Genomic DNA, 21,903 nt, shown 5'->3' with positions numbered 1-21,903 from the left:
GTCTCCACCAGATGTGGAAGCGGGTCGAAGGGAGCGTCCTTCATTAAACAAAAAACGCAGACAAGCTTCCAGTTTTTCCTGCCCAAACGACAAGCAGGAAACTGGCAAATAGGGCCGGCCGCTCGGGCATTTCTTCCCCACGGAAATCAGCGTTCAACATGGGGGAAACGGCAGGAACTTAGGGTGCACTTTCCCCCAGTTCTCCCCCCATTCTTTTGCTAGATGCTCTGCAACACCGAGAATACTTGGCGCAAAGCGCGAGGATAAGGAAGCGAAAAGTAAAGTCGGCGAAAACGACGGACAAATGATTCAGCCGCTAACCGAACCGCAGTTTCTCCGGCGGCGGACCGGCGTCTTCCCGATCGTACTTTCGGATACCAGTCGCCTGGCAAAGTAACATGCCGACGTAAAGCGGATTGAGGTAGAGGTATCGCCGCCAAAGTCGGCGCGGTTCGCAGACCAGACGATAGGCCCATTCGAGCCCATACTTTTGCAGCGTCGGCGGGGCTTGGGAGAGCTGACCGGCGTGAAAGGGAAACGCGGCGCCGACGGCGATGATCGGGCACGAGAGACGTTCCCGATATTCATACGCCCAAATCTCTTGTCGCGGGCAACCGATTCCAACGAACGTGATGTCTGCGCCCGTCTTTTCGATCTGCACCGCCAACTCCTCGGCTTCCTCTTCATTCAGTTGGCGAAACTGCGAAGGGATCTTGCCTGCGACTCGCAAACCGGGCATCCGCTCGGTGAGGCGTTCTTCTAGCAGATCCAGCATTTCCGGAGTACCGCCGAAAAAGAGGACCGAAAGATTCTCCGCGGCGGCCCGCTCGCAAATTCGGAGCATCATGTTCGGGCCGTAGACGCGATCGGAAAGCTTGGCCCGGTGGAGCAAGTTCAGCGCCCAACGCACCGGCTGACCATCTGGCGTCAGCAGGTCAAACTGGTTGAGACGCTTCCGATGCTCGGCATCGAGAGCGCCGGTCATCACGCCGTGGACGGCGAGTGCGGAGACGATGTACGACTTCTTCTCATGGGCGGCGGTAATCACGCGCTGAACGGCCGCTTCGTAATCGACGGCGTCGACTTGAATGCCCAGGACGCTATGTTTTCCAGAATCAATCACAAAGGGGACTCCTCGGGGATGCCGCGTTTTGTCGACGATTCTCGATTTACGCCGGCGGTCGCTCGCGAGTCGATCGCCGCCTCGTAAATCTCGATCAGTCGTTGGTAGTTGTGCTGTGGGGTGTAGGTTTGCTCGTATTTCGCTCGTGCGGCCCGTCGGAGCGTCGTTTGCAGATCGTTGCGATCGAGCAGCATGCGAACTTTCGCGGCGAGATCATCGGCGTCGCCCGCTACGAAACGATGCCCGGTTATTCCATCTTCAATCAACTCCGACATCGCCCCTAAATCAGATGCGACGACCGGCGTTCCTGTCGCGTAGGCTTCGATGATGACCCGGCCAAAGGTCTCGTACCAAATCGAAGGGCAAACCAATAGCGAAGCGTCGCCAACTAGTTTCATCACCTCCGGTTGGGAGAGCGGACCTACCTGTTCGATCCGCGGATCGCTTTCCGCCGCCGCTTGGACCAGTGATGCGGAAGGTCCTCCGCCGACGATCTTCAATCGCGGCAGATCGGGCGATTTCCGCCAGGCTTCCAGCAGGCAGGGCAAACCTTTTTCTTCAGAGAGCCGACCGACGAAGATGACGTAGCCTCCTTGCCCGGCGCCTTGTCCGGGGTCGGGGTCAACGCAGTTCGCCTTGACCATGATCTTCTCCGCTGGAATCCCGCCGTCGATGAACTTCTGTCGTGCGAATTGCGTCAGCGTGAAGTACATGTCAATTCGCGCAGACCAGGTCCCCAGCAGTCGGTGCAGCCCGTACGTTGCGGCCACCATCGCGGACGCGGAGCGACTGTTTCGATAGCAGCCATACCGCACCGCCGGCCAGGCGAAACTCTTCTGCAAACAAGCTTCGCAGACTTTCCCATCACGCAGAAAATTGAAGGCCGGACAAAGCAGGCGGTAGTTGCGCAGCGATTGCACGATCGGCGTCTTCGTCTCACGACAAGCGTAATAGACCGACGGCGACATCAGGGGAAACGTGTTGGTGCAGTGGACGACGTCAGGGCGTTCGCTGCGGACGATGTTTTGAACGTCGCGATACGTTCGCTTGTTCCAGAGCATGTTGCGAGCGAGGGAAAGCTTCCCCATCCGCTCCGCTTCTTTGTTGTCGATCGTGTACTGCAGAACGGTATGGCCGCTGCGCGCGAGAATCCGCGCCTCATCCTCGAACGACAGGTCTTCCCCGCCCCTCTGCGTGTAATACCCGTGGCAAAGCAGGACCTTCATTTGGCGCCGAAAACCCAAATCCGCAGTCAAAGCCGATACCTCAGTCTTCCTATCGTAAACAGGCCAAGGGAGTGAAGGGTTGGCGAATTCTGGGGTGACAACGGTTTTTGGTGTATTTAGGTAGTTTGTGACAAATGTGCTGATTATTATGAATCGATCGGAAAATATGTTTATGCGACCGAGATGTGGTGTTTTTCGAGGACGTGCGGGAGAAATCAATGCCCAAGGTGCTAGTTACTGGTAGTAGTGGACTTATTGGCTCCCAAACGGTCGAGTACTTTGACCAGCTGGGATGGGATGTCCATGGTATCGACAACAACATGCGGATGGACTTCTTCGGGCGGGATGGGGACACGACTCGCACCCTGAATCGATTGCAGAGCGTGACCCAGAGGTTTACGCATCACAATCTCGACATCCGAAATCGCGAGCTGGTCGCATCAACAATCGCTGATTTGAAGCCCGATCTGCTCGTGCATTGTGCCGCTCAACCTTCGCATGACTTGGCGAAGGACCGCCCGTTCGACGATTTCGATATCAATGCAGGGGGAACGCTGACGCTGCTGGAAAGCGTTCGTCAGTCTTGCCGCGATTGCGTCTTCGTCTTTATGAGCACGAACAAGGTCTACGGCGACGCTCCGAACGAATACGAGTTCAAGGAATTGCTGACGCGTTACGACTACGCTCGCCCTGAAGATTACCTCGGGGTCAACGAAAGCTGCCGAGTCGACGCCAGCATGCACAGCTTGTTCGGCGCCTCGAAGCTGGCGGCCGACGTCATGGTTCAAGAGTATGGCCGCTACTTCCATATGCCCACTGTCTGCTTTCGCGGCGGCTGCTTGACCGGATCAGGTCACCAAGGGGCGGAGATGCACGGCTTTCTGGCTTACCTGGCCCGCGCCACCAGCGAAGGGCGTCCCTATCGCATTTTTGGCCACCAGGGAAAGCAGGTTCGCGACAACATCCATTCGCTCGACGTCTGTCGCGCGTTCCACGCGTTCTACAAGAACCCGAAGTGCGGCGCCGTCTACAACTTGGGGGGCGGTCGCGAAAACAGCGTCTCGATGCTCGAAGCGATCGATCGATTTGAGCAGCTTCTCGGAAAACGGCTGAGCTGGGAATATGTTCCCGAATCCCGTCTCGGAGATCACATTTGCTACATCTCCGATCTGACGAAGTTCCGCCAGGACTATCCCGATTGGTCCCTTACCTATTCGCTGGAAGAGGTCTTTGAGGACATCGCCGAGCGGCATCGCTCCGACGCGCCGGCTGGGATCGCCGTCGGCAATGGCGCAGCGGATCGAAGCGTTTAGCATTGGCCCAGAGCCGCTGAACTAAGCAAAAGTGAGCGTAAGTATGTCGAAAATGCCTTTCCTGCAATCGCGAAACGGCCGGGACGACAAATATCGGGGCCTGCGTAGCGCTGAAGAAATTCGCTTTCATCTTGACTGCGAACGGACGCGCTCGTTGCGCAGCGGTCGCCCCTTCGCAGTGATCCGGTTTCGTCTCGAGTCGAACGGATCGTTCAAAAAGAACCTTGCCCAGGTCCAGCGCGAGCTGGACGCTCGGTTGCGCATCTACGATCACGTCGGGCTCCTTGAAGATAGGTCGCTACTGATTCTTCTTCCTGAAACGGATAACGCGAGCGCCGCGACCATGGCGACGGAGCTTCGCGACCGTATCGGCGATCCCGCGTGGCTCGGCATCGCTGAAATCGCCAACGCGATTGATGAAGGAGCCGAATCGCAGGAGATGCCGAAAGACTCGCAGCAAGTGTCGATGGTGTCGATTTCGGCGCGCCCTTTGTCGCGGTGGAAGCGAATCGAAGACGTCTGCGGCGCGCTGGTGCTATTGGCCCTGTTCAGTCCGATCATGATCATCGCCGCCATTGCGGTCCGACTGACGTCAGGTTCCCCGGTGATTTTTCGCCAACAGCGAACCGGACGGGGCGGAAAGCCGTTCACGATGTACAAGTTTCGCACCATGCGGAACGACGCTGAAGCCCGCAAAGCGGAGCTGATGGCCCTGAACGAGCGCGATGGGCCGGCCTTTAAATTGAAACGCGACCCGCGGGTGACGCCCCTGGGCAATTTCCTGCGATCGTCGTGTATTGACGAAATGCCGCAGCTGTTCAACGTGCTCCGCGGCGATATGTCGTTGGTCGGACCGCGTCCCCTCCCCTGCGACGAACAAGCGGCCAGCGCCCCGTGGCACCAGTCCCGTTTGGATGTCACGCCGGGGATTACTTGCATTTGGCAAGCTCATCCCGACAGGAACGTTACGTTTGACGAATGGATGCGAATGGACATCCGCTATGCGCGGCAAACCTCCTTTTTCTTTGACGTTCGCATCATGCTGGCGACCGTAGGCTCGATCTTGCGTACCGTAATCGTCGACCGACTTCTTCGCCCGGCCCGACTCGCCAAGTCGGAACCGGCCGCCGAATAAGACGGGAGTCAACTAGCGTTCAAAAAGTGCAACCATGAGTAAACGCCCCGAAACCTTCGACGTATTACAAGCCTTACGAAAACACCGATACTCCGCGTTCGCGGCGTTCGTCTTCGTCCTTGGCTGCGTCGCCGTCATTCTTGTGGCTTATCCGCGGAAGTACGCGTCTACCGCGAAGGTCCTCGTTCGGGCCGGTCGAGAAAGCATGACGCTTGACCCGGTCGCCAGTTCGGCGGGGGAAACTGTTGATCTTCAACGTACGCTCCAGAGCGAAGTCTTCGCCGCCATTGATATCCTGCAGAGTCGCCAGATTCTGGAGGATGTCGTCGAAAACCAAGGACCGGACGTCATCCTATCAGGTCATCTTGCGGACGAATCGAAAGAGGACGGAATAAGCCTTTTGCCGTTAAGTTGGCTAAAGAGTTTCCTGACGCTCGACCCGATCAGCGATCGGGAAAAAGCGATTCGCGCCCTCGAAGATAGCGTCGAGTTCGATACGCAACGCGAATCGAACGTCGTCTCAATCCATTTCACGTCCAAGTCTCCCGCTGCGGCGCAGAAGATCTTGGAATCGTGGGTAGATACCTTTCTCAAGAAGTATCCGGAGCTCAATCGGACGCAAGGCTCCTACGATTTTCTCGCTGAGCAAGAGTCAGTTCTGAAGGAGGAGCTCGACGCCGCCCGGGAGCGTCTGCGGTCATCCAAGAACGAGCATGGTCTCGTGTCGCTGGATCATCAGCAGGCGACGCAGGCCGAGTTACTGAGCCAGGTACAAGAGAAACTCATCACTGTGAACGCCTCGCTCTCCGCATCTACTTCTCGACTCAAGGAGATCGAGGACGGCATGGGAAAACTGCCGGAATATGTTCTTGCGGAGGAGGTTTCGGGGATCGCCAACGAAGCGCACGACGGCATGCGGCGAACGCTGTATGAGCTGGAGCTTAAGAAGATGGACCTACAGTCGAAGATGACTGAGTCGCATCCGTCCTACATCGCGATTAGCGAACAGGTAGAAGAGGCGCGACGTACGATCCAAACGCAAGACGAATCCCGCAACACGGTAAGTCGACAGCGAAGCGAAACCTTCGTCTCGCTCGAAAAGGAAAGACTGCTCGAGAAGGCGAATTTCCAGTCCCTGCAAGCTCAGCGGGAGACGCTGCGGAAAGATCAAGCCGGTCTCTTGCAGGAAATGAAGGTAATGAACGACGGAGAGAAGGAAGTCGCCGAATCGGTCGAAAAACTCGCGACTCTGGAAGCCCGTTATCGGGCGTTCACGGAAAAGCTGGAACAAGCGCGATTGGATGAAGCGATTCGCCATCACGATCTGACCAGTATCAACGTCGTCCAGCGGCCGAGTCTCGAAGAATTGCCGGTGACTCCCAACAAGAAACTGTGCATTCTGATCGGCTTAGCCGCCGCTTGTTTCAGCGCGGTCGGAATCGCTCTCGTGAGGAGCAACCGCTCTCAACCGGTCGTCCATGCTCTCAACGGCTCCGCTGAACCGGGAGACCTGGTCTTCCATGAGCGAATGACTCCCCAAACGCTCGAACCGCGTAAGCCGCGCTAGCCCCGCAGGCGAAGGGATGAGACGGATGAGCCATTCAAACGCAGCCGCTCTGACGAGTTTAGTCGACGAAGACGGCGGTCAGCTGATCGCCAAGTGGTTCCCAATCGTATCGATCTGGGCGCTTGGCCTGCTCTGCTTTTCCTTGCCGGGGCGACTTAGTCCGGAAGGCGTATCGTCCGTTGACCTTATCGCCGTGGGGAAACTCGGCGCCCGCGCATTGATCGTGCTGGTCGCCGCTTGGATTCTGATTCAGCGCAAGCTCGACTTTCGGGCAGGGGCTCCCATTTGGGCGATGACGCCGCTTCTGTTCTGGCTGGGCTGGTCCGTGTTATCCGTTTTCTGGTCGCCGCTGCTCATCGTTTCGGTGGGACAAGTCTGCGGCATGGCGGCGATTCTGCTGCTCGCCGCAGTAATCGGCTGCGGTCCCGCTAGCGCATTGCCTAACTTCGTGAGCCATACGTTGTGGATGCTATTTGCCGCGAGCCTGGCGACGTTGCTGCTGCATCTCGTCAATCCGGAACTATCAGGGCTAGATCGAGCGCTAGACATCCCAGGTTCTGATGGTTTCGTACATCCGACCGCCGCAGGAGCGACCGCATCGCTGGGACTTGTATTAGGAGTATTGGCTCGATTCGTCTGGCCGCGCAATTTCACATCGTGGGCGGCCTCGTCTACTTTTGTCGTTCACTTCGCCGTGTTGATCCTGGCGAGCAGCCGATCCGCATTTGCGGCCGGGGCGGTTGTCTGCGTCGCTATCGCCATTTGGTCGATCGAGCCGCGCAAACTGGGCTGGCCGCTCCTTCTGCTAGGAGCCGGAATTTTGGGGTACATGCTGCTCGACCCCGGCTTCCGGGAGACGCGCGAGATTCTCAGCCTGGGAATCGGCTACATGCAGCGTGGACAGACGGTAACGCAGCTGAAAGATTTTTCGGGCCGACTTGAAATGTGGGAGGCGGTTGGCGCCGAGTTCTCAAAGTCTCCCTGGATAGGTCACGGCTATTTCTGCACGTCGGCTGAAGGGAAGCTTTTCGTCTGGAATAGCTGGTCCAATCCCACTGCTCACAACATACTTCTTCAGTTGCTGGCGACGGGTGGGATCGTGGGTACGCTGTTATTTCTCTGGGGAATGTGCCGCGCGTTCGGCAAGGCGCTTTTGGACGTCGTGCTGGCTCCTGACAACCTTACCTATCAGCCAATGATTGCGTTTCTCTTGTTCTGGTACCTGATTTGGACCTTTGGCTGCGTCTCGTTTATCGGTCCGATTCGTCCCGAGTCGGTCGTATTCGCCCTGATCTTGGGAATCGCCATCCATCCGTACGTTCGAGAGTCGGATGGCGGTGAGCAAGAATCTAAACGAGAGCATCTTCCCGCCAGACTTGCAGCTTATGGAATGCAAGCCAGCGAGTAAGCGACCCGGCGACGCTCCCAAGCAGAATTCCATAGGCGGCCCCCAAGACGCCATAGGAGAGCGAGAGCGGAGCGACGAACGCAATCGTAACCACGAACTCCGCCACGCCGGCGACGAAATTCCATTCCGGCAGCCCAATCGTCCGGATGGCGCAGTTCCAGCCCAATCGTAAACAACGAACCGCAGTCGCTAGCGCCAAGATGGTAAGGGTGTGCCCCTGACCGCTGTAGATTGGGTCGTTAAAAATCCAGATCACCAGCGATTCTCCCGCAACCGCCACGGCCAACAGATATGGGCTGAGCGCCAGCGCCAATATGAACGTCACCTTACGAGTGACGCGCAGCAGTTCCCGCTTTCCTGCTTCCGCGAAGGCTTGGGCCGACTTCGCCTCCAGCACGTTGAACAAACCCAGCATCAGCGGGTTGACTGCCGTCACTACAATCGAGCAGGCGGCGAACACCCCGGTCGCCGTTGCGCCGCATGCCGCGGATAAGACCCAAATATTCGCGGAGGTCCCCAGAGCCTTTATCTGCTGACTTCCCAAGATCCAGCGGCCGAACGCCCAATTGCGTTCAAGTTGAGGCAAGACCCGACGCCACCGGATGTGGAACATTGATCGATGACAGTACAGCCAGACTGCCCCTCCCAAAACGCAAGCTATTCCCCAAACGCTCAGGGCGGTCGTGAAACTCAATCGCTCACTGGCGGCCAGATACGCCAACGCGGCGAGCTGGACCATGGCGACAGTTCCGTCCATCAACAGCGCCACCAGCACATGAGAGTGGGCGAATGAAATTCGGCGAGCGAACTCGTGCAGAAAGACCGCCGGCATGACCCCAGCGAGCACAGCGAATAGCGTTGCGAGCTGCCGTACATCGGCGGCGGCGAGAATCGCCGCCAAAACAAGGCACCCTAGCAACGTCGTCAGCGATATCGCGACGTGATGAACGAGAATGCCTCCCGCGAAACGTTTTCGGCTCGTCTCGGACTCAAGACGTCCTCGCGCCGCATATGGCGAAAACAACAGCGATTCTTGGATGACGTTGACAAGTATGACGATCGAGAAACCCATCGCGTACATGCCGAGTTCATCGGGACCGCCAAACCTACCGATAATCGCCGTCGCAACGAACCGGGCGCCGCTGACGACGCCCTGGTCGAGAATTGCCCAGACCCCTTTCTTGGCTGTGACCCCAAACCAGCGATTTTGCAACGCCCTCACCAAACGGAAAGGGGACGTCATGGCAGGACGATTCGTCATGGTTAGCCATTTCCGCTCGAATCGACCGGAGTTGGAATCACATTCGGTGTCATTCTAGCCGCACTAGGCGTGAATAGCCGGCCAATAGAATCGCCAATCTCGACCAGCGTTGGCACAGGGTCGCGCAACTGCCACGTTGCATGAACGTGCGCTCGCAATCCATTCCAGATCGCCCGCGAAAATGTGGAAATCGCTTGCCAATTAGAGATCGTGCCTCGCTTCCATTCGTAACGACAGCCCGCCAAAGCTCCGGTCGACCAGGCGAAGCGGACGCCTCTTAAGTAACTCCAAGGACCACCGGAGAACTCAACTTCATGTCCTAGCGCCAATTGCAGCCCGATCAACGAAAGAGGAACGCCAGCCCGTTCGGTAATCCGAAAGTTCCCGCCCAATCGCGGATTGAGCTCAAGAAACGTTCGTTCCAGCTTTCCGGGAGTCGTCAGCCATTGGCCGCACCCAAGCCCCGTATAATTGGAATGGCGAACTAGATTTTCGCAATCCTCGCGCAGTTGTTGCGGCGGGTCCATCGTGACGACCGAAACGGCGAAGCCCGTTCCATCGGCTCGATCCGTTTCCAGGATGAGAACGTTGACGGCGGCCAGCAGCTTGCCGTCTTTGGCGGCGAAGTAGATGTTATATCGCGGCGAATTGACGAGTCGCTGGATCATCAACCGCTGCGACTCGAATGAACCATTCTTAAGTAGGCGTTGTAAATCGCTTTCGCCGCGCAGAATCGCCGCCTTGGTTCCGAAAACAAGTTCCGCGGAATCCAGCGGTTTGACGATGCACGGGAAGCCGAGTTCGAGAGCATGACGCTGTAGCTCGCCGCTCCCTATTCCAACTCGATACTCGGCAACTGGCATTCCAATTTGCGTGCAGGTCTCATGCATCAATTGCTTGTCGAAGCCAAGTCGAAGCGATTCTTCGTTCGCCAGAACCACGCTGACGCTCGGCGGCAAGGCGTCCTTGACGCGACGAACCTGGAGAATCGCCTCTTCGTCGATCGGATAGATAGCCGCGAGATCAGGTCGCTCGTGCGCCAGTCGAATCAGTTCTTCGGCGAACAGCTGTTCGTCGGAGTCCCAATCGGTATGAGGCCACGTCCCTGCCGCATCTCGCGACCAACAAACGTGTCCGTTTCTCTCATTCGACGTTTTGAAACCAACAAGCGGTTTCCAGCCTGAGCGGCGCAGCGTTCGAACGACCGTCAAAGTCTGTTTTCGGTTACCCAAGATCAGAACGACCTTCCGGGCGTCCGCCTCACTTGCCCCTACCAGTTTACGGTCACTCATTGTGCGGCGCTCCCTGCGACCGCAGGAGAACGTACAATTTGAGCGCCAAGTTCAGAAATGACGGTTCGATGTTTGCCCGAACTCGTCGCCTCGATGTGGGAAACGATCTCTACCGACACCTCATATCCTTCCATGAGGCTGAGGAATCGATTTTGGATTTGAGAAATCGCCTCTGGTTCGAAGTGATCGATGCAAACCAGTTGAACGCGGACGTTTCCTTGACTGTTCTGTTGCATTCGCCAAAGTCGAATGCCATTAAACTTATCGAGAATGTCCTCAAAAATCTGGGCATGAAGCAACGCCCCTGATCCGGTGACGATCAGGTCAAAGTCACGCCCTGAGATGTTGTGGAGAATTGCGAACCCTTCGCTGGGCGTCGTCAGCGGAGCGTCGGTGACATCGCCGATCTTGTAGCGAATCAGGGGAAAGGACGATTCCTCCAAGAGCGTCACGGCAATATCGTACCGGCCATCCATGCGGGGAAGCGTCTCAACCATCACGTTGTCTTCGCGCACGCGCAACGTGCGATCGCGGATCTGACCGGCAATGAAGCCGCACTCGATCGAGCCGTATTCGGAAACGGCATTCGTATTGAACGCCCGTTCTACGTCTTGAATGTATTCATCCCGGACCGGTTCTGCCGTCATCACGACCAACTTTAAGTACGGGGCCTCAAACCCGATCTTCTCAGCTTCCAGGGCCAAAAGATGGGCCGTTTTGCTATGGGTGTAAATGGCGACCGGCTTGTAGGCGGCAATCTTCGCCAGGTGGCCTCGCAGCGTTTCCGGCCGCAGGTCATAAGGGGCGATTCGTAGCCGATTGCGTAGCCAGTCTTTAAACGGGGTGGTGATTCGCGCCTGCATCCCTTTCCAGCCAGGCGCTAAGCCTTCGGCGTTTCCCCAGAGGTACGCCCATCGATCGAGAAAATCGACGTCCCAAATCTGATTGAATCGATACCGTCCCTGAATCAGCTTCCGATGGACGCTCGTCGAACGGTAGATCCCCGTCCGCGCACCGCTCGAGCCGCTGGTGTAGTGCCATTCGCCGTGCTCGGGCTTATTGGAGAGAATGTCTTTTGGCTCGGAGCGGACTTTGTCTTTCGACAGGACCGGCACATTCTCGCGAAACTCTTCCAAGTCCTCGAACCGAGTCGGCAGATTCCGCTCGAGTTGCAAGCGGCGATAATAAGGGGAATCGCTAATCGCAGCCGTCCAAAGCGAATTGATCCGCTCCAGCTGATAGGCTTCAATTTCTGACCGCGACCACGACTCGCGCTTGGCGAAATCGGCCAAGGCGATCCGGGCTCGACGAAACCGGGGAAGACTATTGATCAGCAGCATTCGGAAACCCTCGGAACCAATCCAGAACAAGCATTTTACACTAGCTTCCCAGCTAGCGCATTTGCCCTATCTTTTAGATTAGTCGGCCCCTTTTGCGGATTCAACCATTTGAGGGGGTGAGGAACGCAAAGAGGGCAACACCACCGACGGAGGGGGGGGTGTTCCCCGGCGCTTTTTCCGAGGCCCCAAGTGGAAGAAAGTTGCCGAAAACGCTCGCGAAATTGGGCGTTTGACGCGTCAACAGCGCCGCTCCGTATCGAGATTCCCAAAGATCGACGAGTCCGGACTGATTTCCCACGCCAGATTCTTCGCAGGTATCGCCGGCTGGCGAAACGGAATCGCCCACGACTCCGTGCGTTTTGTTAATTGACGACTGCCTGCCCCACTCCCCAGCGAGTCAGGCAATCGTTCACTTCAATGGCTCGGTCGAGATCTCTTCCGCGAAACAGGTCACCAGCGGACCCATTTCGCCATCCTTGCCGACGAAGCTGATCAGCAGCAGCTTCTGGTCGGTCGCTTCTTCGAGATGCCCTGTGTTGATCAGCATTCCCATCATTCCGGGCTCTGCGAGCAGAGCATCCTTCTCGACGTGCGGAATCGATCCGTCGTTGCGAATCTCGACCTTGGCGAAAACGGCGTCCCCGTTTTTCAGATCCAATTCGATCATGCTCGTAGCAGCGCCTTGACCAGTTGCGGCGACAATTGGTCTTCGGTGAATTGCGGTTCGTTCGGCGGATAGAGTTCGACTTCGTCCAGCTCAAAGCCTGATTCTTTCGCCAGAGTGATCAACTCTTTCAGCTTCACGCAGGCCTTCAACTTTTCGCCCAACGTCGCATCTTCTTTCGCTTGTTGCGAAAACCCTTTGATCTGTGCAATGGCCATTCTGGTAGTCTCTTCTTCAGTGTGGTTTCGAAAGTAAGAATCGCGCCCGATTCTCCCAGTCGATCGCCGAAGCGCCGTCAACGATCGATTTACGTAGCGTCCCAAGGCAACTTGCGCGCCAATCGGCAAGGACTTTCCTAACCGCAGGAATTGGCCTGTTTTGGGAGGAAAATCGCCCCAAGGCCCAAATAAGCAATCGCCGCACGATGTTCCCATTCCGACAACGAGCAACCTCTGTGCGACATTCGCCACGCGCGACCATCTCGGGCTGATGTCAGTTTCAGGTCGGTCCGTGATACGATTGGGGCAATTCGATGAGAAGACGTCCGGCGGACAGTGTCCATAAACCGCTTCTTAACAGTAATGACGATCGCCTACCTGAGAGAGCACCCGATGAAATTTCAACTCGCCGACCAGTCCGCCACGCCCCCGACATCGTTCACGTACTGGGTAATTCCGTCGCGTCTGCTCGCCGGCGCCTATCCAGGACACCCAGATCCGGCCGAGCACCGAGCTAGAATCGACGCGCTCGTCGATGCCGGCATCCGGCTGTTCGTGAATCTGATGGAGACCGGCGAGACGAACCAAAAGGGGCAACCATTCGTCCCCTACGACGATGTGGCGAGGGGCCGCGCCTCGGAAGCCAGCATGCGTCGGTACGCCATCCGCGACCTCTACATCCCGACGCTCGATACGATGAGCGAGATCCTCGACGCGATCGACGAGTCGCTCGCCAACGACGCCCCCGTCTATGTTCACTGCTGGGGCGGCGTCGGACGGACCGGCACCGTCATCGGCTGCTGGATGTTGCGTCACGGTCTGGCGAAACCAGACGACGTGTTGAAAGTGCTGAAAGAATTGCGACTTCAGGATCAAGAGCGCAGTAACCGCGATTCGCCCGAGAACGACACCCAGCGCGACTTTGTCAGGAAGTGGCTAGATCGCGACTCCGCATAGTCGATTGGCCTGACTGACATTCGACTTAACCAACGTGTCGCCGACCGAACTTGAAGTTCGCTATTTTTTCCCTCTTCCTTCTCGAGCCGCTTCGATCGGGACCGTTTGCGGCGGACGGTTTTTGTCCCCCTTGGCGAACGTGACAAGTCGCTGACACTCCGTTCGCATTTGCGTCAGCGTGGCGGAATAAGCGGGGCGCTGGGCAAGGTTGACGCTTTCGCTGGGGTCGGACGGAAGATGGAATAGCTCCTCATAGACCGGAAGTTCGCCCTCAATCGAACTGGTAAGCCAATGGGCGTAGCCTTCGGCCTGAGTCGGGGTGACGCCGTATTGCGTCTTACCGGTGACCCCAGCAAAGAGTTCGCGGTCGTTCTTGAAGTAGCGAATATATTTCCACTCCCCGGTCCTGACGCTCTCAATCCTCGGATTGCCGAAATAAGTTGACCAAAGGTTCTCCGCAAAACTACTTTCGCGAACCGATTCAGACCTTCCTTCGATCATCTCTTTCAAGCTGACCCCTTGCATCGAATCCGGCACGTCGACTCCGGCGAGGTCAAGCATCGTTGGAGCGATGTCGACCGACTCTACGAGCGCCATCGATCGACGCCCACGATTCTCGCGATCGACGCGCGGGTCCATGATGATCATCGGAATCCGCAAGCACGATTCATAGTTCAGCGCCTTGCCTCCCAGGCCAAATTCGCCCTGCATGATTCCATGATCGCTGCTAAAGATGATCACCGTATTTTGATCCAACCCTTGAGCGGCCAAAGCCTCACGGATCTCGCCAACCATGCGATCGATGCCGGTAATCGTCTGCGCCTTACGGATCAGTTGTTCCTTCAAGCCTTCCGGCGTATCGACATAGTCGTAACTTGTTTGACGAAGTTGCGCGTACAACACATCGGCCGGCAATCGGGGGCTCGTAATCTGATCTTTGGCGACGTACGTCTTCGGCAGAGGAATTTGATCAATCTTGTCTCGATACTTCGTCCGATAGAGTTCCGGATCGGTCGGCAACATTTTCATCGACCTGGTTCCCGCCGCATGCGGAAGATTAAGGGCGATCGAAAGGCAAAACGGCTTGTCCTTGGGGCGCCGACTGAGAAAAGCCTCGGCTCCTGCGACGTAATCCTCTTCCGCATTTAGAAAACTCGCCGCCCCTTCCGCGACCACTTCGATCTGCGTATCGGCTTTCGCATGCTTGAAGATCGCGTGTTGCTGTTTCGGGTAGAACGTCAAATGGCCATGTCCGGCGTACCAAAAGTCAAAACTCGGTTCCATCACCTTGGACCCGTAGCCTCTCCGGCCGACTGGCACGTGATTCTTGCCGACATATCCGGTGTAGTACCCAGCCTCGCGAAGAACGACCGGATAGCTTTTCGCCCATGCGGCCGGCGACATCGCCGTTCCGGAATTGAAGTTCACGCCATGCTTCCGTTCGTACTGGCCGAGAAAGTAGCAAGCGCGGCTCGGCGTGCAAATTGCGCTGGTAACCGATGCGTTCGCAAACAGAATTCCATCCGCTGCGAGCTGGTCTAGATTAGGCGTCTCAATGAACTGGTTGCCGGTGCAACCGAGCGTGTCGTAGCGCTGATCGTCCGTGAGCAGGAAGACCAGATTTGGCCGCTCCGCCTTACCAATCTGCGCGACGATGCCCAACAGGGACAATGCCAGTAGTGCTGAACAATTTCGTGAAATGCGCATCATTTCAGATCCTCAGGTCGGTTTCGGCGGAACTGGTCGAAGTCGATTCGCAGCAATCGCTCCGGCGAAGAGCCGAGCGAATGCCGCGCATGCTGGAGCTGTGCGTCGCTTGTTAACATTGTAAACGGTCCCCTGCGTCGCTGCTCCATATCACCGCGGCGTGCATCCTCCGACCACCCTGCGTTTCGGCTGATTATTGGCTTCAATTTGCTGATTAATTCCGAGATTTGGATACCATGCTTGCTGGCATCTGATTTCTCTACTTTCGAGTGATTCACTCTCTAAGTTGCGCAACTTTTCGGGGCTTCGCAAAAAATTCCTGGAATACCGCACAGGCTCGCTAGATAATGCGTGCGCGGAAGAGAATCATGGAAAGTAATGCTGGAGACGGCGGAGAATTCCATCTGCCGAGCCAAGATAGACGTCAACGCAGGAGAGATGGTGAATGACCATCGTTGCCAATAACGCCTCGGCGCCGCAACTGGGCGAGGACGACGTACGAAAGATTGATCAACTTCGCGATAGCTATGCGCGCTTGAGTACGGAGCTATCACGCGTCATCATCGGGCAGAAAGAAGTAGTTGAGCAACTTTGCATCTGCCTGTTTGCGCGCGGGCACGCATTGCTGATGGGGGTTCCCGGACTGGCCAAGACGCTGCTCGTCAGCAAGATGTCGGAAACGCTGTCGCTGCAATTCAGCCGCATTCAGTTCACGCCGGACTTGATGCCGATGGATATCACCGGCACCGAAATCTTGCAGGACGGTATGAACGGGCGGCGGGAATTTCAATTCGTACATGGGCCGATTTTCGCCAACGTAATCCTGGCTGACGAAATTAACCGCGCTCCTCCAAAGACGCAAGCGGCGCTGTTGGAGGCGATGCAAGAGCGACGCGTTACCGCCGCGGGTAAGACGCTGAGCCTGACGGCGCCGTTTCTTGTTCTGGCGACGCAAAACCCGGTCGAACAGGAAGGAACCTATCCGCTGCCCGAAGCGCAGCTGGACCGCTTTATGTTCCTGATCGAGCTTGATTATCCGTCCGAAGCGGAAGAAATCGAAATCGCTCGAGCGACGACCGGCTCCGATGCGCCGCAGCTGGAACATGTACTGCACGCAGAAGAGATCATCGACTTTCAGCAACTGGTGCGGCGCGTACCGGTGCCGGATCATATCTTCGCGTACGCCGCCAAACTGGTTCGCAAAACCCGCCCCGGCGGCGATTCGGCTCCCGGTTGGCTCAAGCCGCTGGTCGGCTGGGGGGCAGGACCGCGAGCCGTACAGAACTTGATCCTGGGCGCTCGCGCCCGAGCGGCGCTTCTCGGCAGCTATATGGTGCGGCTCGAAGACGTTCAGGAAGTCGCCCAGCCGGTCCTGTCGCACCGCTTGATCACGACGTTCGCCGCCCAGGCGGAAGGGATCAGTGCAAAGAGCATTGTGCGGCGACTGGTCGAAGAATCGAATCGCGAACTATAGAGACTACCTCGGTGACGTCGCTGCGCTGATCGCCGGCGGCGTCGCCGGATCCTTTTGATCTTCTCCCTTCTCCCGGCACTCTTTTCACCTATGGCGGTTGACCCGACGCAGCGCAGTTTCCTGGAGCCGAACGTCTTAGCGCGTCTGGCCGCTATGCCGCTGTTCGCGCGGCGTCCGATGCAAGGCAACGTCTCGGGACGTCATACCAGTCCGCACCGCGGTACGAGCGTTGAATTCGCCGAGTATCGGAAGTACGTCCCTGGGGACGATCTCCGCCGACTCGATTGGCGTGCGCATGGACGAACCGATCGCTACTACATCAAAGAGTTTGAGGCCGATACGAATCTCCGCTGCTGTCTGGTAGTCGACACCAGCGGTTCGATGAAATTCGGCTCCACGGGAACGACCAAGTTCGCCTACGCCCAAAAACTGGCCGCCGCAATCAGTTACCTGGCGATTCAACAGGGAGACGCCGCCGGCATGGCTTGCGTCGCCGATGGGATCGTCACCGAGATTCCGGCGAAACGCAATCCGGCGCATTTGCGACTCCTCTTTGACCTGCTAGAGCGCGCCAAGCCGACCGGACCGACGCGACTGATCGAGTCGCTGCATGAACTCGCGGAAACGATTCGCCAGCGCGCCCTGATCATCCTCATTTCCGACTTTTTCGTCCCGCCGGAAGAATTGCGACAATGCTTCGAGCATTTTCGCTTTCGCAAGCATGATCTGGCCGCATTTCACTTGCTCGATCCGCAGGAGATCGAGTTCAAGTTTCAGCGCCCAACGCGGTTTCTTGATCCGGAAGGAGGTCCGGCGATCTTCGCCGAACCGAGCGAAATCGCCGATCGCTACCATCGAGCCATGAACGCTTACCTGACCGAGGTGAAACACGCGGTTGACGCCAGCGGCGTCGACTATCACCGCGTCTTGCTCAACGAATCGTACGATGCGGCTCTAATGCGGTTTTTGGCCGGTCGCAGCAAAGCGGGGGGCGTACGATGAGCTTTCTCCAACCGCTACTGCTGTTCGCACTGCCGATTTGCGCAGCCCCAATTCTGATTCACCTGATTAACCAGCGTCGTTTTCATACGATCGAATGGGGCGCGATGCAGTTCCTGCTGCACGCCAACCGCATGTCGCAGGGCTACTCGCGAATTCGCCGCTGGTTGATTCTCGCCTGCCGCACGCTGGCAATCGCGGCCCTGATATTCGTCATTGGGCGCCCATTGGCCAGCGGGTGGCTGGGGTTGGCTGGCGGAAATGGAAGCGACACGACCATTATCATCGTTGACCGCTCGGCCAGCATGCAGCAGCGTAACGCCGCCGCAGCCATGTCCAAGCTCGACACCGGCCTCCAACAACTGGCAGGCACGCTCGGTCTCGTCAACTCGAAGCGGTGGGTCCTCATCGATAGCGCCACGCTATCCCCGCAAGAGATCGAATCGCCTGAGGTTCTGCCCGAAACGATCGCCGGCAACGTGGTCAGCGCCAGCGCGAACTTGCCGCAGCTGCTGCAAGCCGCCCACGACTATATCAGCTCGAATAAAACGGGCCCTACGGAGATCTGGATCCTGTCGGATCTCCGCTCCAACGACTGGGGCGCGGATGATGGACATTGGCGCACTCTGCGCAATGGATTTCTCGACTTCAAACAAGACATTCGCTTCCATCTGTTGGCCTATCCCGAATCCAAACAGGGAAACCTGGGAGTTCGGGTAACGAACGTCCGCCGTCGCACGATTGACGGCACAACGGAACTTCTCCTTTCGCTCGATCTTACCTCGAGCGAAGAAACGGGGATGAAAGAAGTTCCGATCCGCTTTGACATCGAAGGGGCGACGACCGAGCATGTCGTCCAGTGGGACGGGCCGCGGCTCGAACTGCGCGATTTCGCCATCCCGATTGATGAGTCGCTCGAGCAGGGATGGGGGACGGTCTCGCTGCCAGCCGACGTCTATCCGTCCGACGACAGCTTTTACTTCGTCTTTTCCAAGCCGATGCCTCGCAAAACGGTCATTGTGACCGACGACGGAACCGCCTCTCGGCCGCTGATCTTATCGGCAGGGCTCTCGCCGGACGTCAGTCAAAGCAATCTTGTCGAAACGCTTCCCGCTTCCCGGATCGCCTCTTTAACCTGGGCCGAAATTGCGCTCGTCGTCTGGCAGGCCAATTTGCCGAACGCGAAGGACGCGGCGCTGCTCGATGCGTTCGTGGACTCCGGCGGCCATGTCTTATTCCTCCCTCCTTCATCTCCCGATCGCAATGCGTATCGCGGCGTCGCGTGGACCGAGTGGCAAGAGACGCCGTCGCCGCTGGCGATCGAAAACTGGCGTAGCGATGAAGGTTTGTGGGCGCGCACGCAAAGCGGCGCCGCGCTTCCTGTCGGACAGTTGCAGATTCGCCGCTACTGTCAATTCTCGGGTGAGGCGGTGCGTCTCGCCTGGCTACATGACGGAGCGATTCTGCTCGCCCGCGCCCCTAGCGCGCATGGCGGCGTTTGGTTCCTGGCGACGTCGGTGGAACCGACCGATTCCTCCCTCGCCCGCGACGGCGTTGTGCTTTACGCCATGATCCAGCGAGCGCTGGCGGCGGGAGCGGCGGAACGTGGCGATGCGCAGAACGTCGTGGCGGGAGAGCTGGCCGATGAGGCGAACCTGGCATGGCGGGAGCTGGCCGGCGGTCAATCCGCGTTGTCGTCGGAATATCCCTACGTCGCTGGAGTCTACGCCGTCGAAAATCGAACCGTGGCGGTCAATCGGACCGAAGCCGAAGACCAAGGTGAAGTTCTTCCGTTGGAGCGGATTGACGGACTGTTTCAGGGACTCCGGTTTGATCGCGTCAGCGACGCCGCCGGCGACTCGTCCGCCTTGGCTCGCGAAATCTGGCGCGTCTTTCTGATCATGATGATGATCGCACTCTTCGTCGAATCGTTGCTTTGCATTCCCAAACGCGCTACGACCGCGGGAGCGATGAAGTGACGACGACCGCTCAGCTTACCTTTCTCTGGACCCCCTGGACGCTCGCTTTGGCGATCGCCGCCTTCCTGGTGATGGCGGGTTGCAGTTATTTCGCCTGGCGGCGGAGCGGCTATCGCTGGTCAATCGCGACGCTCGAATTCTTCCGTCTCGCCTTGTTCGCGATGGCGGGCGTTCTGCTGAATCAGCCGGAGTATGTTGAAGAATTTCGCCCGAAAGAACGACCGACGGTCGTCGTCCTGTGGGACGATTCTCGCAGCATGCAAACGGCCGACGTCGTCGCTTCGGAAGGATCCTCCCCCACCGCACAGACGCGAGCCGAGGCGATCTCGCCCGTCTTGAGCAAGTCAGCCTGGGCGCCGCTGGAGGAGCGAATCGACGTGTCGATCCAGCCCATCAGCGCCGCAGGATCGTCTAACGGGACCGACCTGTACGCGCCGTTGGTGGGTGCGGCGGAGAAGTCGCAAGATCTGTTGGGAATCGTGCTCGTCAGCGATGGCGACTGGAATGAAGGGGAGCCTCCAGTCGAAGCGTCGGCGCAGCTGCGTTTGAAAAAGATCCCGGTGATCACGATTCCGGTCGGCAGCTCCACTCGGCTTCCAGACGTTCAACTGCTGAGTCTCGATGCGCCAACTTTTGGCGTCGCCGGCAAATCGGTGCGGATCCCGTTCAGTATCGAAAGCTCCTTGCCACGCGAGTTTCTCGCCACCATTCGCCTGAAGGATTCCAGCGGCGGAGAAGTGACGAAAGAGGTTCGCGTCGCGGCGCAGGGACGTACGACCGATGCGATCGTTTGGCAGCCGACCGATCTGGGAGACTATACCGTCACTGTCGAGATTCCGGTTCAGCAAGGGGAATTAATCGCCGACAACAACAGCCTCTCGGCGCCCATCGCCATTCGCGAGGAAAAGCTGCGCGTGTTGATCGTCGAATCCTCTCCTCGTTGGGAGTATCGCTATTTACGGAACGCCCTCTCTCGTGATCCGGGCGTAGACGTCTCCTGTCTGCTGTTTCATCCTGGGCTCAGCAAGGTTGGCGGCGGCAATAGCGACTACATCAAGACGTTTCCGGAAGGGCGCGATGAGCTCTCGGAATATGACGTCATCTTTCTCGGCGACGTCGGCTTGGACGATGGCCAACTCACCGCCGAACAATGTCGTCTGATCGCGGGCCTGGTTGAAAAGCAAGCCAGCGGCCTGGTCTTCTTGCCTGGCTGGCAAGGTCGGCAGCTTTCGCTGCTTGATACCGAACTTGGCAAACTCTATCCCGTCGTTATGGATCCGGCGCAGCCTGGCGGCTGGGGATCGCGCGTCGCGGACCATTTTGCGTTGACGGCTGAGGGACGCACCAGCTTACTGACGAAACTTGCCGACACGGCGGAAGAGAATATCGAAGTGTGGGAAGGTCTTCCCGGCTTCCAGTGGTATGCTCCTGTCACAAGAGCGAAGGCGGGGTCGAACGTCTTATGCGTGCACAAGGATGCGTCCAACAATTATGGCCGGATTCCATTGCTGGCGACGCGTACCTACGGTTCCGGCAAAGTTCTGTTCATGGGAACGGACGGCGCCTGGCGGTGGCGAAAAGGAGTGGAAGACAAATATCACTATCGCTTTTGGGGGCAAGTCGTCCGTTGGATGGCTTATCAGCGCAATATGGCCGAAGGGCAATCGATGCGTCTCTACTATTCCCCCGATCAACCGCAGCTTGGGCAAACGACCATGCTCCACGCGAACGTTATGACCAATTCCGGCGAACCGCTGACCAACGGCGAACTGACGGCCGCCATCATCGCTCCTTCCGGCGCCATCGAGAATCTACGCTTCACGTCGACCGGCGACGAATGGGGAGCTTTCGCCGCCCAGTTCACTTCGCGGGAGCCGGGCATGCATAAAGTAACGCTTACGTCTCCGCAGACTGATGCGACCCTCGATGCATCGTTCTTCGTCCAAGGGAGTTCCATCGAACCGATCGGCGAGCCGGCTCGACCCGAGGTCCTGGAGGAAATTGCCCGCGTAACGAACGGAAAAGTACTACAAATCACGCAAGTTAACGACGTGATCAATTATTTGCAGACCCTTCCTAGTCCCCCTCCGGCGGTTCGGCGGCTGCAAATTTGGAGTCACCCGCTGACGGTCGCGATTTTGATACTGCTCCTCTGCGGCTTTTGGATAGCGAGAAAAGTCGCCGGATTGATATGATTCGTAGTGTCAGGATTACTAGTCTCACCACCATTTCAAACGCCA

Annotated in this window: 18 protein-coding genes; 10 read left to right on the top strand and 8 right to left on the bottom strand. The window is 57.7% G+C overall.

What is annotated here, in order from left to right; translation table 11 throughout:
• Positions 1 to 316: 316 nt before the first annotated feature.
• Together LOC68_RS01950 and LOC68_RS01945 are read right to left on the bottom strand one after the other, a co-directional pair.
• Positions 317 to 1,123, bottom strand: coding sequence for a WecB/TagA/CpsF family glycosyltransferase (locus tag LOC68_RS01950; protein ID WP_230215029.1), 807 nt, complete (start codon positions 1,121 to 1,123; stop codon positions 317 to 319).
• The gene (locus tag LOC68_RS01945) at positions 1,120 to 2,349 is read right to left on the bottom strand and encodes a glycosyltransferase (protein WP_230215027.1); all 1,230 of its coding nucleotides are present in this window, start codon (positions 2,347 to 2,349) and stop codon (positions 1,120 to 1,122) included. Before LOC68_RS01945 ends, LOC68_RS01950 begins: the two co-directional genes overlap by 4 nt.
• Before the next feature lie 218 nt (positions 2,350 to 2,567).
• Between LOC68_RS01945 and LOC68_RS01940 the strand changes: the two genes are divergently transcribed.
• The 4 genes from LOC68_RS01940 to LOC68_RS01925 are packed head-to-tail and all read left to right on the top strand — an operon-like array spanning position 2,568 to position 7,772.
• Positions 2,568 to 3,662, top strand: coding sequence for an NAD-dependent epimerase/dehydratase family protein (locus tag LOC68_RS01940; RefSeq protein WP_230215026.1), 1,095 nt, complete (start codon positions 2,568 to 2,570; stop codon positions 3,660 to 3,662).
• A 43-nt stretch (positions 3,663 to 3,705) separates the two neighbouring features.
• Positions 3,706 to 4,797, top strand: a complete 1,092-nt coding sequence (locus tag LOC68_RS01935; protein WP_230215024.1) for a sugar transferase — start codon at positions 3,706 to 3,708, stop codon at positions 4,795 to 4,797.
• A gap of 34 nt (positions 4,798 to 4,831) precedes the next feature.
• A complete protein-coding gene (locus LOC68_RS01930; protein ID WP_230215022.1) occupies positions 4,832 to 6,364 on the top strand; it encodes a GumC family protein in 1,533 nt (510 codons plus the stop codon).
• Between the two features lie 25 nt (positions 6,365 to 6,389).
• Complete coding sequence (locus LOC68_RS01925; protein WP_230215020.1) at positions 6,390 to 7,772, top strand: O-antigen ligase family protein; 1,383 nt, start codon at positions 6,390 to 6,392, stop codon at positions 7,770 to 7,772.
• On the opposite strand, the gene LOC68_RS01920 is transcribed toward LOC68_RS01925, so the two are convergent.
• The 5 genes from LOC68_RS01920 to LOC68_RS01900 form a co-directional block, all read right to left on the bottom strand.
• Entirely contained in the window at positions 7,714 to 9,033 is a 1,320-nt protein-coding gene (locus LOC68_RS01920) for a lipopolysaccharide biosynthesis protein (protein WP_230215018.1), read from the bottom strand. The genes LOC68_RS01925 and LOC68_RS01920 overlap by 59 nt on opposite strands.
• 2 nt (positions 9,034 to 9,035) lie before the next feature.
• Positions 9,036 to 10,325, bottom strand: coding sequence for an ATP-binding protein (locus LOC68_RS01915; protein WP_230215016.1), 1,290 nt, complete (start codon positions 10,323 to 10,325; stop codon positions 9,036 to 9,038).
• Entirely contained in the window at positions 10,322 to 11,665 is a 1,344-nt protein-coding gene (locus tag LOC68_RS01910) for a hypothetical protein (protein ID WP_230215014.1), read from the bottom strand. The genes LOC68_RS01915 and LOC68_RS01910 overlap by 4 nt, the downstream gene beginning before the upstream one ends.
• Positions 11,666 to 12,074: 409 nt before the next feature.
• On the bottom strand, positions 12,075 to 12,332 hold the full coding sequence (locus LOC68_RS01905; protein ID WP_230215003.1) for a nitrogen fixation protein NifZ: 258 nt from the start codon (positions 12,330 to 12,332) through the stop codon (positions 12,075 to 12,077).
• Positions 12,329 to 12,547, bottom strand: a complete 219-nt coding sequence (locus LOC68_RS01900; protein WP_230215002.1) for a Nif11-like leader peptide family natural product precursor — start codon at positions 12,545 to 12,547, stop codon at positions 12,329 to 12,331. Before LOC68_RS01900 ends, LOC68_RS01905 begins: the two co-directional genes overlap by 4 nt.
• 393 nt (positions 12,548 to 12,940) lie before the next feature.
• Here LOC68_RS01900 and LOC68_RS01895 point away from each other — a divergent pair, with 393 nt between their 5' ends.
• Positions 12,941 to 13,504 carry a protein-tyrosine phosphatase family protein gene (locus LOC68_RS01895; RefSeq protein WP_230215001.1) on the top strand — a complete coding sequence of 188 codons (564 nt, stop codon included), beginning with the start codon at positions 12,941 to 12,943 and terminating at the stop codon, positions 13,502 to 13,504.
• Positions 13,505 to 13,564: 60 nt separating this feature from the next.
• Here LOC68_RS01895 and LOC68_RS01890 read toward each other — a convergent pair whose 3' ends face one another.
• A complete protein-coding gene (locus tag LOC68_RS01890) occupies positions 13,565 to 15,175 on the bottom strand; it encodes a sulfatase-like hydrolase/transferase (RefSeq protein ID WP_230215000.1) in 1,611 nt (536 codons plus the stop codon).
• Between the two features lie 23 nt (positions 15,176 to 15,198).
• Here LOC68_RS01890 and LOC68_RS28140 point away from each other — a divergent pair, with 23 nt between their 5' ends.
• The 5 genes from LOC68_RS28140 (at position 15,199) to LOC68_RS01870 (ending at position 21,858) form a co-directional block, all read left to right on the top strand.
• Complete coding sequence (locus tag LOC68_RS28140) at positions 15,199 to 15,327, top strand: hypothetical protein (RefSeq protein ID WP_255671048.1); 129 nt, start codon at positions 15,199 to 15,201, stop codon at positions 15,325 to 15,327.
• A gap of 329 nt (positions 15,328 to 15,656) precedes the next feature.
• Entirely contained in the window at positions 15,657 to 16,685 is a 1,029-nt protein-coding gene (locus LOC68_RS01885) for an AAA family ATPase (RefSeq protein WP_230214999.1), read from the top strand.
• 90 nt (positions 16,686 to 16,775) lie between these two features.
• Complete coding sequence (locus LOC68_RS01880) at positions 16,776 to 17,687, top strand: DUF58 domain-containing protein (protein ID WP_230214998.1); 912 nt, start codon at positions 16,776 to 16,778, stop codon at positions 17,685 to 17,687.
• Positions 17,684 to 19,663, top strand: a complete 1,980-nt coding sequence (locus tag LOC68_RS01875; RefSeq protein WP_230214997.1) for a BatA domain-containing protein — start codon at positions 17,684 to 17,686, stop codon at positions 19,661 to 19,663. Before LOC68_RS01880 ends, LOC68_RS01875 begins: the two co-directional genes overlap by 4 nt.
• On the top strand, positions 19,660 to 21,858 hold the full coding sequence (locus LOC68_RS01870; protein WP_230214993.1) for a hypothetical protein: 2,199 nt from the start codon (positions 19,660 to 19,662) through the stop codon (positions 21,856 to 21,858). The genes LOC68_RS01875 and LOC68_RS01870 overlap by 4 nt, the downstream gene beginning before the upstream one ends.
• Positions 21,859 to 21,903: the final 45 nt, after the last annotated feature.

The sequence above is a fragment of the Blastopirellula sediminis genome (assembly GCF_020966755.1).
GTDB lineage: Bacteria > Planctomycetota > Planctomycetia > Pirellulales > Pirellulaceae > Blastopirellula > Blastopirellula sediminis.
The sequence above is the reverse complement of the archived record's forward strand: the minus strand, read 5'-3'. Positions and strand labels throughout refer to the sequence as shown.

Bases quoted from the DNA above. Each gene is read 5' to 3' on its own strand.
- LOC68_RS01905 (WP_230215003.1), bottom strand. From the start codon at position 12,332: ATGATCGAATTGGATCTGAAAAACGGGGACGCCGTTTTCGCCAAGGTC.
- LOC68_RS01910 (WP_230215014.1), bottom strand. From the start codon at position 11,665: ATGCTGCTGATCAATAGTCTTCCCCGGTTTCGTCGAGCCCGGATCGCC.
- LOC68_RS01935 (WP_230215024.1), top strand. From the start codon at position 3,706: ATGTCGAAAATGCCTTTCCTGCAATCGCGAAACGGCCGGGACGACAAA.
- LOC68_RS01945 (WP_230215027.1), bottom strand. From the start codon at position 2,349: ATGAAGGTCCTGCTTTGCCACGGGTATTACACGCAGAGGGGCGGGGAA.
- LOC68_RS01900 (WP_230215002.1), bottom strand. From the start codon at position 12,547: ATGGCCATTGCACAGATCAAAGGGTTTTCGCAACAAGCGAAAGAAGAT.
- LOC68_RS01880 (WP_230214998.1), top strand. From the start codon at position 16,776: ATGGCGGTTGACCCGACGCAGCGCAGTTTCCTGGAGCCGAACGTCTTA.
- LOC68_RS01940 (WP_230215026.1), top strand. From the start codon at position 2,568: ATGCCCAAGGTGCTAGTTACTGGTAGTAGTGGACTTATTGGCTCCCAA.
- LOC68_RS01925 (WP_230215020.1), top strand. From the start codon at position 6,390: ATGAGCCATTCAAACGCAGCCGCTCTGACGAGTTTAGTCGACGAAGAC.
- LOC68_RS01915 (WP_230215016.1), bottom strand. From the start codon at position 10,325: ATGAGTGACCGTAAACTGGTAGGGGCAAGTGAGGCGGACGCCCGGAAG.
- LOC68_RS01930 (WP_230215022.1), top strand. From the start codon at position 4,832: ATGAGTAAACGCCCCGAAACCTTCGACGTATTACAAGCCTTACGAAAA.
- LOC68_RS01895 (WP_230215001.1), top strand. From the start codon at position 12,941: ATGAAATTTCAACTCGCCGACCAGTCCGCCACGCCCCCGACATCGTTC.
- LOC68_RS01920 (WP_230215018.1), bottom strand. From the start codon at position 9,033: ATGACGAATCGTCCTGCCATGACGTCCCCTTTCCGTTTGGTGAGGGCG.
- LOC68_RS01885 (WP_230214999.1), top strand. From the start codon at position 15,657: ATGACCATCGTTGCCAATAACGCCTCGGCGCCGCAACTGGGCGAGGAC.
- LOC68_RS01875 (WP_230214997.1), top strand. From the start codon at position 17,684: ATGAGCTTTCTCCAACCGCTACTGCTGTTCGCACTGCCGATTTGCGCA.